This window comes from Saprospira sp. CCB-QB6, assembly GCF_028464065.1.
Taxonomy (GTDB): domain Bacteria; phylum Bacteroidota; class Bacteroidia; order Chitinophagales; family Saprospiraceae; genus Saprospira.
In genome coordinates, this window is record NZ_CP116808.1 from 1215201 (window position 1) to 1232230 (window position 17030).

Below are 17030 nucleotides of genomic sequence, written 5' to 3' on the forward strand. Positions count from 1 at the left end.
TTAGGTAGATTTATTTCTTCTTAATCTCAGAGGCTTTGTCTTTGATTTCATCAATCACCTTTGAGCTAGCGCGGCCACGGCGCACATCTTCAATGATACCAGGTTGGTCTCTTTCGAGTTCACGGACAAAGCTATTGAGTTCTTGTTTTAGTTCAGAGTCTGTAGTCCGTTTAGCGTTCCGTTTTTCTTTACTAATAATCTTATTCAGGCGACGATTGATAAAGACTTCATTGTACTGTCTTTTTTTTCTGGGTTTATAGAAAGATTTTTCAAAGCCGATTGTGAGAGAATAATTATCCATGCGAAAATCATTATCTACATGTCCGTATTCATAGAGTAGTTCTGGATTGCTATAGCGATTTTCTCTATTGACGGAATTCATTAGAAAGCGGTTGTACCGGGCTTCAATAATAACAAAATCGTGGCCCACTCGAATTTTGGCTCCAGCTCCAGCCAAAAGAGAGATATTAAATGATTCCCGTAGCGACAAGCGATCATTATTGGTTTCGCCAGTTTGTACTTCACCCTTCAGGCCAGAACCAGCAATAACAAAGCTACGTTCGCCACCTACCACGGCTCCACCTCCGTCAGATTCTCGGGTAGTACTTCTTTGAATATTTACCATACTTGCTGAGAGCAAGAAATTGGGGGCGCCTCCGATATAGGCATAAGGAATTACCTTTTTATAGCGCTTAAAATAGTGTTCGTATCGGAGCATTAGGGGAATATCAATCCAGTATTGGCGTTCATCGAACTGTAGGTTAGAGTACAGTTGCTCAAACTGAGTTGGTGTTTGGCTGCTTGGAGACAAAAACATGCTATCTATTCCTCTGTAGCTTCTAAGTGCAAAATTTCCTTCTAAGGCAAGGGTAAAATCTCGCCAGATTGGCATTTCCACGCCAATAGCTCCTGAAACACCCAACATAAACGTATTGTAGTTTTCTGAACGGCGGTTATTATTATCTACATTATAAGTTTCTAAGATTTGCAATCGGCTATTATTCGCTCCAATATTTGCATAGATAGAAATGAGGGGTTTATGTCTGTAGGTTCTAGACAAATAAATTAGGTCATAAGAATTATTGGGGTTTAAAGAGTCTGCCTCATAGAGAGGGTTAATTTTGAGGAGTTCTTCAAAAGATCGAGTAGCATCGTCGAGGTCATTGCGGAACAAGTAACTTTCGGTAAGTAGTTTATAGCCTTCTTCTCTTTTTGCTTTTACAGGAAAGGCTTTTTTATTTGCTAGGCAGTCGCGGATTAGGTCGCCTACCTCTTCCAGTTGGCCTTCTTCATAAGATCTTTTGGCCTCATCTAGGTTATCGTTACAGAGATCTTCATCTAGTGATTGTGCAGATAAGATTTGAGGGCTGAGGGCTAGGGCAACAGCGGCCCAAAGCAATTTTAGTTTCATAATAAAAAGCGAATTAGTAATTATTAAACTCGAACTCATTTTGTGAGACGGCAGGCGTCTACATTGGCTTAGGGATAGGTAGCAGGGCCACCGGAGGTGGCAGACCGAAGCCCGGAGGGCTGAAGGGCCGAGCGAACAGCGAGCTGCGATATAGCCCGACCCTAGCGCCTTTAGGCGCCTAGGGGAAGCCCCTAAATAATAACGATAGCACCTAAAAAAGGGGAAAGCTAGCCCGGCTAGCCCTCCCCTGGCACTATCTTTTAGAGGTATATGCTAATATTAGTCCCCTTGTTGGTATTCATTTCCACAGGTTGATAGAGGAACGCGTTCTCCCTCTGCGGTAATGATATAAAGGCGTTGATTACGTGGATCTCTTTCGGGATCATCTGTACCGATATATTTTCTCCATTCTTTATTAGAGAGATTTCGACGAACCATAGCACAAAGTTGGCTCGCATAGCGGAACATATCCACTTCATAGATTTTAACTTCTCCATTAGCGCAGCCTGTGAGGACTTTTTGTCCGTCATGGGTAAAGGCAACAGAGAGCACCCAATCTTCATGGTCTTCTAAACGGACGGGTTGGAATTTAGGATCTTTGAAGGGAAACTCCTCTTCATTATCATAATTTTCATAAGCTTGATTCCAGATTTGCCAGAGCGTTGCTCTTTTATCTAGGCTACCTACGACTAGCATTGTTCCATCATCAGAAAAGCTAAGGTCACTAATTTTTGCACTATGATAAATTAGGCGTTCGGGGACATAACGATTTCCTTGGTGATCTAGGCCATTTTTGTAGTGATAAATGTCAAAGATTAGCAAAGATCCGTCTTGATAGCCTACAGCTACGAATCGGCCTGTGGGGCTAATAGCTACAGCTGTCGCATTGCGTTTGTTATATGGGTTTTCGAGTTTAAAATCCTCTTGGCCAGACTTAATATTCCAAATAGAGACATCAGGAGAGCCCCCTGCACCAGCGACATGTTGTCCGTCAGCAGAAATAGCGATTGAAGTTACACGATAAGGAGTACGTTCCACGATAGGCGTTACTTCTCCCTTCATATTCGTATACTTAATACTGCGATCATCTCCTGTTGAAATCACGGCATTGCCACTGGGTAAAAACCCAAGATCCCAGACACGGCGACCGCGGTGTACATCGACCTTAAGCATACGTTCTTCTTTGGCTACATCCCAAATTTCCATATAATCTTCATCGCCGGCACGGACCAGGAACTTTCCTTGAGCATTCATATCCATGCAACGGTATACTCTATTATTACGGTTACGCGTCAATACCTGAGGAGCGCCAACAGTTCTTTGATCTTCTTTATTATCAAAAACCTCCAAGGGCCATTTAAATAACCAACCATCAGAACCTGTAGTATAGACTTTTTGATCCCATTCTCCTTCTGCGGTAGAGACAACGATAGAGCGCATAGCTCCTAAGTGCGAAAGGCCTTCGGGGGGAACATTAAGGCTATTAAAGTCAGGGTTATCTCTAACCCCTTGCATTTTATCTATAGCTTTATAAAGTGCCTCATAAATATAGGCATCATGCTTTTTTCCTCCATTTACACGATTGAGTTCAAAAGCTTCTTTAGCTAAGAGTGCTTCTAAATCTGGCTCTTCTACTTTCCAAGATTTTACAGCGACCGACTGGGCCAAAGAAAGGCCTTTTGTCATAATTGCGTTGCGGCGTTCTTCTTGAGCGCGTTTTTCAGAGGCTATTGCATCACGGCGTGCTTGCTCTGCCTTTAGTCTGGCAATTTCCGCTCTTTGACGCTCTAGCTCTGCTGTATCTAAAGCAATTAGGGCCTTAGAACGAGCTTGATTTGCAGCTCTTGACTTTAGTTCAGCAATATCTGAAGAGCGAATAGCTTTTTCAGTTGCCTGACGAGCCAAAAAGCTTTCTCTTTGTGCGCGGTTAGCATTAACCTTAGCCATATATCGGCTTTCGTTAGCTCTTTGTTTCGCTATTTCTGCCTGATAAGCGGCTAAACGAGCTTCTTTTTCTTTGCGCCCAGCAATTTGCGCTGATCGGCGAGCACTATCTAGTGCGACTCCAGCGAGGAGCAAAAGAATTAAACAAATAGCACCAAAGCCCAAAGAAAGATATGTGATAAGCATACGCGTTTTACGTTTGCGGTCATCATCCTCCTTTTTATCTCGAAGTTTTTTATCCGAGGCTTCATGACTTTTATGTAAAAAGTCAATCGTTTCATCATAAGTAGTATTGTAACGAGAAGCCCAAGCTTTAGTTGGTGCCAAGCGTTCAGGATGCTCCTCATCATAAGTATGTGGCTCATACCATTTCAGCCCTAAACTCAGTTCAGGCTCTACCCAAAGAGCCCCTTTCCCCTCAAAATAGAGAGCAGCAGCAGTAGACAAGCGCATATAGGTCTCAGCAGCTTCATGCTCCTCTTCTGCCCAATGCGCCAAACGATCCCAATAAGAAATAAGACTTTCATGTGTAATACTTATAACTGTATCTAGCTCTAAGTCATCTCTATTGGGGGGGGCCTGTAAAAAACGACGATCAGCCCGAGAAAAAGCAACAATAACAGGGGCTAAAGCTTCTATATTTTTATCTGTAAGCTTACAAAGTTCTCCAACTGTAGCTACTCTACGGCTGGCCGACCCATCGGCATTGCGCTCTGAAAGCGCCCGAAACATCCGTTGGCAAGTTACTTTTTGTTCCTCTGTTTTGAGCTTATTATAAGCTTCCTCTGCATGCACAGAAAGTGCCTCCTTAATTGTACCTACATTCTCATAATGCTTAATACCTAAGGGCAAACTGGGGTCTGAATCTACCTCTACCCAATTATCCCAAACGCGCATCATCAAATGCTGTAAACGAGGTAAGTCATCAAAATCCTCCCCAATATCGGCAATCATTCGACTCACAAGATCAGGTGCAATTGCTGCTCCTACAGCCTTAACTGGCATAATCATGACCTTTTTGAGTTCTTCTACCTTCATCTTAGGAATTAAGAACTGCCCATCATTAATGGCCTCTGGTAAGCCCCTAAAATCTGTACAACGCCCAATATAATCCGAGCGCATTGTCAATACAATATAAATGGGCGCCTCTCGCTGCCTAGATGCATTGAGCAATAAGTTGACAAAGGTGGCTGCATCTTCTTGTGCTGCTGAAGAAGTTTTTGCAAAAGCAAAAATCTCCTCAAACTGGTCAATGACTACCATCAAATTGGCCCGCTCTACATCCGCATCCTTATATGCGTCAACCAAACCCAAGCTTCCTCGGCGCAAGGTTTTCTCTACAATAGCAGGATAGTTGGGGTCCATTTTAGTATCAGGATGCAAAACCCCTCTAGAAGCCAACTGTCGACTTAAATTTCCAATAGGGTTATTGCCAGGCTGACAAACTGCAACCCGCCAATTCTGCCCAGCCTGTCCAGCAAAACCATCATTTAGTTTAGGGACCAAGGCTGCCCGAACTAGCGAGGACTTACCACTGCCTGCCCCCCCTACTAAAGCCAAAAAACGATTGCCACGAATCTTGCGTAACAATTCATCAAGCTGCTTATTTCTTCCAAAAAAAAGCTCTCTCTCTTTGGCCTCATAAGGACGCAAACCAGGATAAGGTTCCTTAGTTAAAATTTCAAAGGATGCCATACTTTATATATAGTGTTAGTCTTGGGGAAGTTTTGGCAAAATAATGTTGCCTAGATGATTCTTCTCAGTGTAGTATGTTTTCAGCTTTAAGATAAGCGAATTATCCAGAATAATAAAACACCTCCTTAATTATTCCTTAAAATCAGAAGCGCCTTTTTTCTTTCTAACTTTACTTTTGCTTCTCCCCACTCGACACAAACCAACTACTGTATTAGTTCTAGCAAAAAGCTTGATGAAATACCAAAATTACCCATGAACAATAACTTAATATGCTTCAGAGACTAAACTATTCCCCAGAAAAAAATCTACTCTTTTGCACAAAATTTAATTTTGCCCTCCTACTTTAATTAGTATCTTAGCCCCGGAAAGCAGCATTTTCAGCATTCAATCCGCTTAAAATACTGCGACCCAATTCTTTAAGATCAAAACTTCAGGAATATGGCCAAGCGAAAAAAGAAGCCTGCTTTTTCAAAAGAACAGTACCTATCTTGGTACGAATTGATGTACCTCACACGCAAATTTGAAGAGCAGTGTAATATTGTATATTATCAGAAAAAAATTCGTGGATTTCTCCACCTATGTATTGGCCAAGAAGCTATCTATGCCGCTATGCAGTCTGCCTGCCGCAAAGAAGATTCTTGGATTACCGCCTACCGCGTTCACGGGATGGCACTAGCCGCTGGCATCTCCGCCAACGAAACTATGGCCGAACTCTATGGTAAGGCAACTGGCAACGTTAAAGGCAAAGGAGGCTCTATGCACTTCTTTAATGCCGAACGCAATTTTTATGGCGGCCACGGTATCGTGGGCGGCCAAATCGGCCTCGGCGCAGGTATCGCCTTTGCCGATAAATATAAAGGAAATGACAATGTAACCCTCGCCCTCTTCGGCGATGGCGCCTCTCGCCAAGGTATCCTACACGAGAGCTTTAATATGGCCATGACCTGGAAACTTCCCGTGCTCTTTATTTGCGAAAATAATAAGTACGCTATGGGCACCTCTGTAGAACGTACCTCGAATGTGACCAACCTTCACCTCCTAGGAGAAAGCTACAAAATGCCCAATAAAGCCATTAACGGCATGGACGTAGAAGTTCTTCACAACGAATTGAGCGAAGCTATCGACTATATCCGCCAAGGTAATGGCCCCATGCTGCTCGAAATCGAAACTTACCGCTACAAGGGCCACTCTATGTCTGACCCCGCTAAATACCGGACCAAAGACGAAGAGAAAGAATATAAGGAGAAAGACCCCATCGGTCGCGTAGAACACATTCTCCTAGAAAACAACATGATTACGGAAGAAGAATTGAAGGAAATTCAAAACCGTCTCAAGGAAGAAGTGAAGGCCGCTGTAGATTTTGCAGAAAATTCACCCCTCCCCCAACCCGAGCAATTGTACGAAGATATGTATGTACAAGAAGATTACCCTTTTATCAAGGATTAAATAAATCTAGCCCTCGGGACACAAAGAGCAATGGAAGCTAATTCTATTGCTCTTTGTTATGTTTTGGGGCCTCCCGCCACAGGCGGGCGGTTACTCCTTTTAGTCGTCGAACTGCGGCCTAAAGGCCTTGTTGTCGTTCCGCAGCTCGCTGCTGTTTTGGGGCCTCCCGCCTGCGGCGGGCGCTACGTTCCGCAGCTCGCTATTCGCTCGGCCCTGCGGCGGCTTTGCCGCCTGGGTCTGGCCCTTTGGGCCACTGCTGCACATCGCTAGGCCTGCGGCCCTTCGGGCCTGTAGATCGCAACTCCCAAAACTTTTGGCCCAAAAAAGAGCAACTGAAAATTTTCAGTTGCTCTTTTTTAATGATATATCTAATTACTCATCCGAATCATCATCTAAGTTCATCGCTGTAGATTGTCCCTTAGGCATCATACTCGTATCATCCCAAAGTTTAGACACCCAAAAGCGAAGAACCGCCTGTTTCTTTTCCTCTTTATCAAGATAACCATAATTTCCAGCTGTCTTGGCTTCTAATCGGAAATTGGTTTCTGTTCCCGTCCAACGGAAACTAATTTTTCGCCAAAGCAAACCATAACTAGCTTTAACGTGCTTTACTACACCTTGACCATAAGTAGCCGTAGCAATGGCATAAGTCAAAGCATATTTAGCTCTTTTCTTTCGTCCCGCAGCATGCGCAATAATTTCAAAGGCTTGTACGCCCTCCAAATCGGAAACGATTGGGTGCCAGCGACCATCGGCAGGGATTTCTCCTTGAACAAAGGTACCTACGCGGCCATTTGCCCCAAGCATTCCATTTACCTCTAGCTTAAAGTTGGGCAAAGTGGTCCCAATTCCAACATTACCTCCTTTGCGTAAGAAAAGGAGACTTTCATTTTCGCCATCATTAAAGCTTAAGCCCTCGCTATGTGGAGTGGGATTCATAGAAACGCTAAACGAGGCTTGCGGGTCCCGAATGCTTTCATAGAAGCTCATCAAGCGCTTATTTGGGCCTTGAGTGGCCAACATAAGGCCCTCCGTAGAACTTTGAGAAAAACCATCATCAACCTTATTGACGGTAGAGTCGATAAGGTCGGCAAAGTTTACTTCTGTGGGGACCATGCCCCTCTTGAATAGATTCTTGAGCGTGCTACGCGTGAGTAAAGCCATTGGGTTAAATACTTTAACTTAGGTAAAGGCGGGTGAATGCCTCCAAATTTAAAAAATTGTTTGGAAAAGGCGCAGCCAAAACGATTTTATAATTTAGATTTTCTTAATAACGCCTTTATTTATTGTTTTTTGCTGCTTTTGAGGTGGCGGAGCCGCCTGTGAGCGAAGCGAGCCATGGCCCAGCGCTGCGCAGCAGTGGCCGCAGGCCAGACCTAGCGGGCGCAGCCCGCGCAGGGCCGAGCAGACTTGCGAGCTGCGAAGCATAGCGGCGGCCGCCCCACTATAAAGGGCGGCCGCGGGCCCCTAAAAATGGTTATTCTAGGCCTAAAAAAGGCCCAAAAGTGCGGAAACTTCTGGGCCTAAGTTTTTATAATTTTCTAGCTCGTTTAATCGTCTAGTTCACGCTCTTCGGTCATTACAAAGTCTCCATCGAGCATCATATTGTCTAATCCAGCCTTGGCAGGTGATTGGAAAGCCACCTCGTCTAATAAGTAGAGTGGGTTTTTCTCGAAAGGAATGAGGACCGACCAAGGGGTAGTTGCCTTAAGTAAGGGAGAAGAAGAATTATCGATTGCGGTATCGCCTACATCAAAGCCTTCTCCGCTAGGGAATACCTGTACGGCAGAGAATTTCGTGACAAAATCGACATATTCTCTTTTTTCGATAAAGCTGAGGAGAACGTCTTTAGCTAGTGTTCCTCCTAGTTCTAATTCTCTTTGGCCGCCATACATCCAGGGGCAGACAAAGTCCATAATATCCTTATTCAATTTTTTGAGAAAAGTACCGTTGTTCATGCCTTTTTGGAAGCGCAGACCGCCGGCTACTTTTACTCTTTCGTAAATAGGGTTACGGAGTTTAATATCGACAAAGGGGGAAGCTAAAGGAGTAAGATAATCTCGGATAGCCTCAAGAGTAGCGTTATTTACCATAGGTAGGCGACCTTGATGAGCAGCCTTAATTCGAGGAACGACAACAAGGACCACTTGGCCTTTATCGACAAATTCTTCATGGCCAATATGGGTAACGCATTTCACTTGAAAAATGTCGGGAAATTGATCGAGTACTAAGCGTTCATAATCCCAAGCAGACACTGCTCTTCCTTTATGGCGGAGGCGTTCGCTACTTCGGGTATAGAACTCTTTTTTATTTTCGCCAGGTCGTCCTTCAAAAGAGCCAAAAGGCTGTTGGACAGATCGAATTTGGACCAATGGATTGACCAAATTTTTGATCTTATTAGCGGCTAGTTTTTCTTCTAAGTGTTCTACTTCGTCTTCGGGTTCTCCAGCCCAGGTTGCAGAAATAGCTTGTGTTGATAGGTGAAGGACAGTGGGCATTCGGCTTGCATCTCCGCGGAGAGAGGCTCGCAGCCAAAACTTACCTTTTTCGAAGATCGTGTTATTCTCAGAAATATCTCTGGGGATATCGAAGGTGATAATTCCAGAATTATTAAAGAAATTGGTGGTATCGTTTAGAATTTGTGTCTGAGAGAACTCCTTCCACTCATCATTTACGAGAAAGCTCCATACAATTTCGGCTTGTTTGGCCTCACTGCTTCGGCCCTTCATCATAGAGAAATAGTCTTGATTCTCTTTGAGCTCGAAGTAGACAGAAAGAGTTGCTGGTGGGTTGAAGTCTTTGATTCCGAGGAAGAGATAAGCATCCTCGTCATAAGCGGGCAAAAGTGTGGGCTTAATTGGGCGGCCTTGAGAGAAGTTACGCATCACGCCAAAGGGGTGAATATGGAAGAGTTCTTCTACTACACCGCCAGAGCTATTCACTGTACCGATAGACATAATATTAACTTGAGCGGTTGCTGTATAGTCAATACTCATGTTTCTGATTACAGGAGTAAAAGGTTGATTCGGAAGCTTTTTCTTCTCTTTAGTTTTGGGGTCTGCGTTATAAGCAGCCACATCAGCATAAAGATTTGGAAACTCATCATGGGCGAATGCAGAGGGTGGATTTGTTAATTCCATACGGAAGTAGCCAGTCTGCGTTTCGCTGGTATAAGTGTCTAGTTGTTTAAGGTCTGCTTGAGGTTCGAGATCAAAAAGCTTAAGATCGATATTATCTAGGCAAGTGGCCGAGCTAATACCGTGAACGTTATCTTCATCCTGTTCAAAGAGGAAATATTCTTTGACATTATTCTTAGCTTCAGGGAAGAACTCTCCTTCTCGCAAAGCGGATAGTTTGATTCGGTAATCCTCATTTCGAACTCCTAGGCCATACTCACGATAGTAGCCTCGGAGGCCTTTTGTATTATCGGGTAGATTATGCCAGTTAATATTGATTTTCAGATTGGTCAGTTCCTTTTTAAAGAGCTCTGTTTTTCCGATGAGAAGATAAGAACCAAGTTTTGGTGTAGGGCCAAAAGCTTGAAAAGGGATACTGCCTTCTAGTTGGCCATATTCATTGCTGAGGTTTAGGCGTTTAATTCCTTTAACCTCTACGTCGATGTTAATTCTTTCTAGGCTTAGCTCTTTAAGGAAAGAGTAAGAGTAGGTCACATTTTCATTTTGGTGAAGGACCTTCATCACAGGAAGAGTCGTGTCGAAGTCGGGGCCTAAAACGGCAGCATCGTAGCCTACAATAGCAGGAGCATTGGCTGAAACGGTAGCGAGCAGACTAAACTCAGGGATGTTCCAATTTTCTGGAGGGAGTAGTTCGCAGCTTTTTGCTTCAATCCATCCTTCTTCTCCAGAGAGGAGTAGTTTCAGGCTATTTTTAAAAATTTTAGAGAAGGCATCTTCTTTAGAGAGCCCTTGATTACGGCTAATATCCTTAATTAAGAGATTAAGGGTATACATAGAAGACTTGTCAAATCGCATGCGCAATTTAATGCTTCTGTGTCCTTCTTCCATTTCTAAGATAGGAGCGGCCATAGCCCAACCTACTTCGGCATAGACCATTTGGCGTTCATCGGCTGCTTTCTCGAGTAGTTCTTCTCCGAAAGCGGGCCATTCCTCTTCATTATTGATAAAGCGTTTGCCTAAGCCATCTCTAGAGTTGGCAATAGGTGCGGCATACATATTAGTAATTAGGCGGTAAGAGCTACCGATACCAATTTTTGGATTTTTGCTTACAAAAAGCGTCTTCACCGAATCAACTTTAGCTTGATTCAATTCGATACCATAATCAGTTTTATAGCGAATAGGCTTGCCATTTTCGTCTACTCCAGCATCGAGTAGTGTACCTGCAGGCAAGAAAAAGCTATCAATATGTTTAGCTAAATTGAAATAGACATTCACCTGATCGGGTTGTAAGCCTCTTTCTTGCATTTTAAGCACATCGTAATAGTAAAAATCGAGATGCTTTTCGGTTAGGGTATTTAGGTGGTCCTGATTATGTTTAAAGAGTTTAACAAAAGCGATAAATAATGCTAAATCAGGGCGGTGATCATCTTTTTCTTTAAGTGATTTCTCTAGGTATTTTGGTGCTTCTTGTACGATATAGGAAAGCACACTATAAAAGGTCCGGAATTGCAGGCGGATCTTTTTGGTATAATCTTGAATTTTAAAATTGGCTCTAGGATCTTCTACTTCAATAGCGCGAGCAGAGAGCAACTTTTTAGAGGGGAACCAAATGCTATGAAAGTTCTCTTCAATTTCGTTGGGGCTATAAATCCCTGTTTGGTGAAACTCTAGATAGCGATCTTGTTCTAAGAGTTCGAGTAGGTTAGAAGAAAGCTGTTGTTTAATTGCGTTTTCCAATTCATTTTCCAGTTCATCGGTATCGCCTGGTTGCAAGGTATTCATTTTGAGTGCATGCTCATACCAATCATTGAACTGTTTGGCCATATCGAAGACCTGGGTATACAGAGCCTTAAGCGCTTCTAGGCGACCAGCTGTGCGGGCTGCATTTTCTAGCTCAGTAATATATTTGGCGTGTTCCTGCTCAATTTTTTTAAGGTCGGTTGCAATAATTGAGGCCAAAAATACAGAAAGGTCATTGCGCAAAAAGCGCGACCAATCTCCTGCGGGGGAGTTAGTTTGGTCATAGAACTGGACCATTTCGGCATATTTGGCAGAAAAGGCAAGGAGGTCACTAGTAGAGCGTTCATCTACCTTAATATATTCTGGGATGAGGGCTTTGAGCAATCGTTGGCTCTGCGTTACGCCATTCCAGGATAGGCTAGATTTATTCTTTTTGGTACTCATGCTAAGGTGCGCTTAAGAGGATGGTTATTGTTGTTCTGATAGTGATAGTTGGGGCTATAGTGATTTAGAGCTCGGTACCTTCTGCAAGGTAGAAAGGATAGACCATGTTATTACGAGCATTCACCCCCTTAATTTCATAAACTACATTTACATTTACACGGCCACGGAGTTGTTCGCTTTCATCTACATCGACAGAGATGAGGCGAATACGGGGCTCATGATACAGGATGGCTGTAGTAATGAGATCTTGAATCCGAATTCGGGTAGCATTGTTAATGCTTTGAAAAGCTTGGCTATGGATATCGCAACCATAGCTAGGGTTCATGATTCGTTCGCCGGGGAGTGTAGATAATAAGATATTAAGAGACTCCTTAATATCTTCTTCGTCTTGAGACATAACAATTCCGCGGGTAGAGTCGCTAAAACGTGGAGGGAAGCTCCAGCCTGAGCCTAAAAATGATTTTTGGATATCGTCTGACATGCTTAGAAATTTCTTATCGTCTAAAAAATTGGGATCAACTATTTATTTTAGGAGCAAAGCAGGCGCTGAATTGGCCTAGCGCTGTGGAAGGGTGGCCCTCAGGCCAGACCGAGGCGGCAAAGCCGCGGCCGAAGGGCCGAGCAGTCCTGCGAGCCCTGAAACCTAGCGCCGCAGCAAAGCTGCGGAGGCCCCTAAACTACTAACCAATAAGCACCGTAGGGGCTCCAGCTACCACTGCTCCGCCATGGCCACAAGAATCACCAATACGGGCAGCGGGTTTACCTTCAATCATGACTGTTCCTGAGCCAGAAGCAATAGAGTCGCCAGCGCAGGCACAGACGGCAGAATCGCCAAGGCGGGCCGCGGGGATTCCAGTCACCATAACAGTTCCGGCACCGCTAACAATAGGTCCTCCAACATGAGGAGCTGGACCGGGGCAAACGGCGGGGCAAACGTGCATATCGCCAATTCGGGCAGAGGGCATTCCCATAGTATATTGATTTTAAACGTACTAGTTAATTTTCACTAAACCACCTTTCACTTCACATAGTCCGCCGCCTTCTAGCTTAGCAGAGGCAGAACCTTTGAGTTCCATAGTGGTTGAGCCTTCTCCTTTTACAGCCAAGGCCTTAATAGAGAAATTGGCTGTGGCTTCCATTTTTGTATCGGAACCTGATTTGGTCTCGATGTTAATGTCTGCCTCCATTTTAATATTTTTCTTGGCTTTAACGACAAAGTCTCCATCCGTTTCGAAGAGAATTCCATTTTTGTCCATCAACATTTTGTTGACATTCACGGGGTCTTCGATCAAGATCGTATCTTCATCGTCATTAAGCTCCACGATCATTTTATCCTCTGTAATAATCTTGACGATATTTTTGCCAGGATCATCTTGAAGTTCGATACGTGTTTTTCCTTTATTGATAGAGATAGCTTTAAAGATATTGGGATCGGCAGGAATATGCGTTTCCTCGGTGGTAATACCTCTTCCGCTACTATACATAGAGCCCAAAATGACGGGATAAGTGGGATCAGCATTAAAAAAGCCAACAACCACTTCATCGCCTACTTCGGGATAAAATACAAATCCGCAATCTTCGGTGGCATAATAATGCGCCATACGCGCCCAAACGCCTTCACCAGCTTGATCATCAATAATTGGGATATTGATTAAAACGCGAAACTCACCATCTGGATCTGAGTCAATTTGCTTAACTACACCATGTTGTAGGCCATGAATAGCCGGTAAAGTTCCTCCTGCTGGGCGAGAGCTGGCCGTAAGGTTGGCCTCCATATAAGGTTGAGGATCCATACCTAAGCCCACCTCTGTTAACCATTGTCCTTTAAGGATAGTGTGGCGAACTTTGCTTACATAAGCATCGCCGACAAAGCGGGTTCCAAAACCAAAAAGCTCAATTGTTTTACCCAATTCTGCTTTGGCCGAACCATAAAACTTCAGACTACCTCGAATTCGAGAGAGATGTCCTCTTTGATAAACGGAGTCTGCCCAAGACTGGATCACATCTTTAGTTACAGGAGGAGTGGTTTTGACCGTATTTTTGGGTTCAATAACGGCCCCCAACTTAGCAGAGTCCAAGTCTCCCTGTGCATTAACCTTTGGTTTAGCGCCATCAGCTGTTACAATAGCCAAATCTGTATGACTCCAACTGGTTGCACCAACCTCTTTATATTGATAGGTTGAGTCAATATTCATATCCATCTCTACCAAGTCATTTCCATAAGAAATAACGAGTTCAGACTTCTCACTAACCGTAGGTTTCTTAATACTAATTTCACCATCATCAATGATAGTCACCAAGCTATTCACATCAGCCCGAGAGTGTATAAAATCCCAATCAGTGCTCCAATATTGAATTAACTTCTTGTGCTTTCCTTTCGTTGCTTCCACATCCGCAGAAAGTCCAGCCTCACTCACAACTGCCGAAATAATATCCGAATCAAGCTGATCATAAAAAACCTTGTTTTTCCGGCCAACAGTTAGTTTAAGCGCTTTATCCTTACACTTGAGCACTAGAGCTGCTCCACTATAATTAGACTGCTTAATACCATGCTCTACTAAGATACCTTTATAAAGGGTTTGCTCTTTACCAGGACCATAACCTGCTTTTACCTCCACTTCTTTTCCCGGCTCAAACATGGCATCCTCAGAGGTCGGAAACTTCTGTTCCCGAGTATCTCCGTCCTTAAGCGTAATAAGAGCATAAGGAATCTTATTCAATTCCTTTACAATATCTACGCTCTCCACGACCATTGTTTTAGGCACCTCGGTTCCATCTATCAGTACAAGTACCGACAGATAGCCTTCGCCCATGCCTTTTACTGGAGAATCTGCCATTTTTCTTTATTTATCTTCTAGTTAATTGAGTCAATTCTATCGATTCATTTTGTACTCCCAAGCTTCCATTGCCCGTCGTACTGCTTCCTGAATCAAAATTTCTTTATCTTTTTCGGTCATTCCCTTTCCCTGATCCTTCCCATCTTTTTTCCCTTGACCTTTGCCTCCACCATTTTCTGCATTCACATTGGTGTTGACATTCATCTCTTTTACTGTTACTGCCATAAGGTTAGTGTTTTATCTTTGAGCAGATTATTTAGGGGCCTGCGGGCTACGCCCGCCGCTATGTTTCAGGGCTCGCAAGCCTGCTCGGCCCTTCAGCCGCCTTTGGCGGCTTCGGTCTGGCCCTGCGGGCCACCCTTCCACAGCGCTAGGCCATAAACGGCTTCGCTTAATGTGCTACTACCTTAGAGAATGCATAAGAAAGTTCAATCTCCTGAACCAACAAATCCTCTGAAGTAGAATTCAATGAGCTCAAACTCATTTTAGACGGATACGCAAAATTAAATTCCATAGAAATCAAAATCTGCGGCTTTCCCGATTGTGTAAGGTTAGGATGCATAACATTAACCTGAACTCCCTTCAACTTAAGCTGCTTATTCCAAGAAGCCATAGCATCAAAACTCTCCTCACACCACTGTGTCCAAGGGTCAGAACTTTTAATCACATCTGGCCGAACTAGACGCTTAAGCGTAATTGCAGAGTTTTTCATCTTATCAGGTAAGTCAATAGGATAATTGTATCCCCCCTCATTATAAGTCTTCTTCCCCTCTAGTCCAATCTCTAATCCACTCACCTCTATAAATGAGTTGTGAATATTGGTGTCGCCTGGCGTAGGCAAGCCATTCGCACCACCACCATCAAGTTTGTTAATCCCCTGTTTAAGCAATCCTCCGGCCATGCCCCCAACAAAAGTATCGACAGCTCCTTTGGCTACTCCTGCCAAAAAGCTATTTCCCTCATGCTTTTGATCATACATCTGCACATCAAAGTAAAAAGCGGGAATGGGCGAGGTTGTTTTCTCGTCCTCTTTCATTACTTCATCTAAAAAGCGCTCAAATGGGCTAATGGTATTATTCATATCTTATTGGGATTATCTATAGCTATTGGTCTAAAAGTTAATTTGCTAAGCAGTTTCAATTTAACCGCCTACCTGCGTTTCAAAATGACGGAAGGCAAATTCCATCTCCTCTACCGCTACTTCATTTTCAGATTCAGCATCAAAATTAGAGGGAATGTACTTTGTAATAAAAGCCTTTTCAAGCCGCCAAATAAACTGCGTCTCCATATTGTGATCCAAGAGATGAATTTCAATTGTCCGACGAGAAGTATACTCCCGACTCACCGCTACCTGATCAAACAAACGACTCATTTGATCATCCTGAGAGAAAGAGCCTTTCTTAAGTGTAATCCGACTATATTGCAACATGCCAGGCATGCGCTCCTTTCCAAAAAAGGGAGAATTACCATCTCGGTACTCAATCACCCCAATCTCCGCTTCCAAACCATCTACAGTCTGAAAAGACATTTCAATTGGACCAATAAACACCCGAAAGCTAAAGCGCGTTAGGGGCCATGTCATTGTGGAATCTGAACTCATAACATCTATTTTTAAGAAAGCAGCTGCCCAAGTTAACTAGCTAAATACTAGCGTCAAGGCATGGATTTTTTGGGCCTATGCCCTGAAAATAGCGCTTAGCGATATCACCTTTAATAATCAGGCAGTTAAGACTCGCTATAAGTTAAGCGCTTTAGGCTACTAAATTAAAGAAAAAATCTTAATAGCACAAAAAAAACCTAGCAGGTTTTTACCTGCCAGGTTTAATTTATTGCTAAGCTAAATTAAGCTTATGCAGTTTCCATAGTCCACTCTTCGCAGCAGAACTCAAGTTCTTCGATAGCGACTTCAGAGTCAGCTTCTGCGTCAAAAGGAGTAGGAGTAAACTTAGTAACGAAAGCGTTGAGAAGAGTCCAAGTGAAAACGATCTCATCAGCTTCATTCATCAAGTGAATGATTACAGTACGACGCTCAGTGTGCTGGTGGTCAACTGAAAGCTCTTTGTACCACTGATATAGGTAGTCATCGCTCTGGAAAGTACCCTTCTTCAAGGTGATGTTGCTATAAGACATCAAACCAGGACGCTTAGTCTTGTAGAAGTTGGTAGAGTTACCTGCGCGGTACTCCATTACAGAAATCTCAGTCTCAAGACCTTCGATTGTCTGGAAGCCCAAAGTGTTGGGGATATTGTCAATCTCGATAGAGAAGTAAAACTTAGGCAGTGGCCATTCTGTTGTTGCAGACATGATATATGGCGTTTAAAAGTATGATCTAAATTTAAATTGTTGATGCTCTCTTGTTTAAGCCCAAGAGAAAGG

12 protein-coding genes are annotated in these 17030 nt (G+C 43.5%); 1 reads left to right on the plus strand and 11 read right to left on the minus strand.

Translation table 11 applies throughout. The features are described from left to right. Window positions 1-10: 10 nt before the first annotated feature. Window positions 11-1411, minus strand: a complete 1401-nt coding sequence (locus PPO43_RS04685) for an outer membrane beta-barrel protein (RefSeq protein ID WP_272620652.1) — start codon at window positions 1409-1411, stop codon at window positions 11-13. 279 nt (window positions 1412-1690) lie between these two features. After that, entirely contained in the window at window positions 1691-5050 is a 3360-nt protein-coding gene (locus tag PPO43_RS04690) for a WD40 repeat domain-containing protein (protein WP_272620653.1), read from the minus strand. A 438-nt stretch (window positions 5051-5488) separates the two neighbouring features. Between PPO43_RS04690 and pdhA the strand changes: the two genes are divergently transcribed. Then, the gene (gene pdhA, locus PPO43_RS04695) at window positions 5489-6496 is read left to right on the plus strand and encodes a pyruvate dehydrogenase (acetyl-transferring) E1 component subunit alpha (protein ID WP_272620654.1); all 1008 of its coding nucleotides are present in this window, start codon (window positions 5489-5491) and stop codon (window positions 6494-6496) included. A 372-nt stretch (window positions 6497-6868) separates the two neighbouring features. Here the strand turns inward: pdhA and PPO43_RS04700 are convergent, their stop codons facing one another. From PPO43_RS04700 to PPO43_RS04740, 9 genes are all read right to left on the minus strand, one after another. Continuing rightward, window positions 6869-7660: a hypothetical protein gene (locus PPO43_RS04700; RefSeq protein ID WP_272620655.1), complete on the minus strand. Its 792-nt coding sequence runs from the start codon at window positions 7658-7660 to the stop codon at window positions 6869-6871. A 386-nt stretch (window positions 7661-8046) separates the two neighbouring features. After that, entirely contained in the window at window positions 8047-11817 is a 3771-nt protein-coding gene (locus tag PPO43_RS04705) for a hypothetical protein (RefSeq protein WP_272620656.1), read from the minus strand. 64 nt (window positions 11818-11881) lie between these two features. After that, complete coding sequence (locus PPO43_RS04710; protein ID WP_015691689.1) at window positions 11882-12298, minus strand: GPW/gp25 family protein; 417 nt, start codon at window positions 12296-12298, stop codon at window positions 11882-11884. A gap of 199 nt (window positions 12299-12497) precedes the next feature. Continuing rightward, on the minus strand, window positions 12498-12788 hold the full coding sequence (locus PPO43_RS04715; protein WP_272620657.1) for a PAAR domain-containing protein: 291 nt from the start codon (window positions 12786-12788) through the stop codon (window positions 12498-12500). A gap of 21 nt (window positions 12789-12809) precedes the next feature. After that, window positions 12810-14654, minus strand: coding sequence for a type VI secretion system tip protein VgrG (gene vgrG / locus PPO43_RS04720; RefSeq protein WP_272620658.1), 1845 nt, complete (start codon window positions 14652-14654; stop codon window positions 12810-12812). Window positions 14655-14690: 36 nt separating this feature from the next. Continuing rightward, window positions 14691-14879: a DUF5908 family protein gene (locus PPO43_RS04725; protein WP_272620659.1), complete on the minus strand. Its 189-nt coding sequence runs from the start codon at window positions 14877-14879 to the stop codon at window positions 14691-14693. Window positions 14880-15045: 166 nt separating this feature from the next. Next, window positions 15046-15735, minus strand: coding sequence for a phage tail protein (locus PPO43_RS04730; protein ID WP_272620660.1), 690 nt, complete (start codon window positions 15733-15735; stop codon window positions 15046-15048). Between the two features lie 60 nt (window positions 15736-15795). After that, the gene (locus PPO43_RS04735) at window positions 15796-16254 is read right to left on the minus strand and encodes a phage tail protein (RefSeq protein WP_272620661.1); all 459 of its coding nucleotides are present in this window, start codon (window positions 16252-16254) and stop codon (window positions 15796-15798) included. Between the two features lie 248 nt (window positions 16255-16502). Continuing rightward, a complete protein-coding gene (locus tag PPO43_RS04740; protein ID WP_002657742.1) occupies window positions 16503-16958 on the minus strand; it encodes a phage tail protein in 456 nt (151 codons plus the stop codon). Between the last annotated feature and the right edge of the window lie 72 nt (window positions 16959-17030).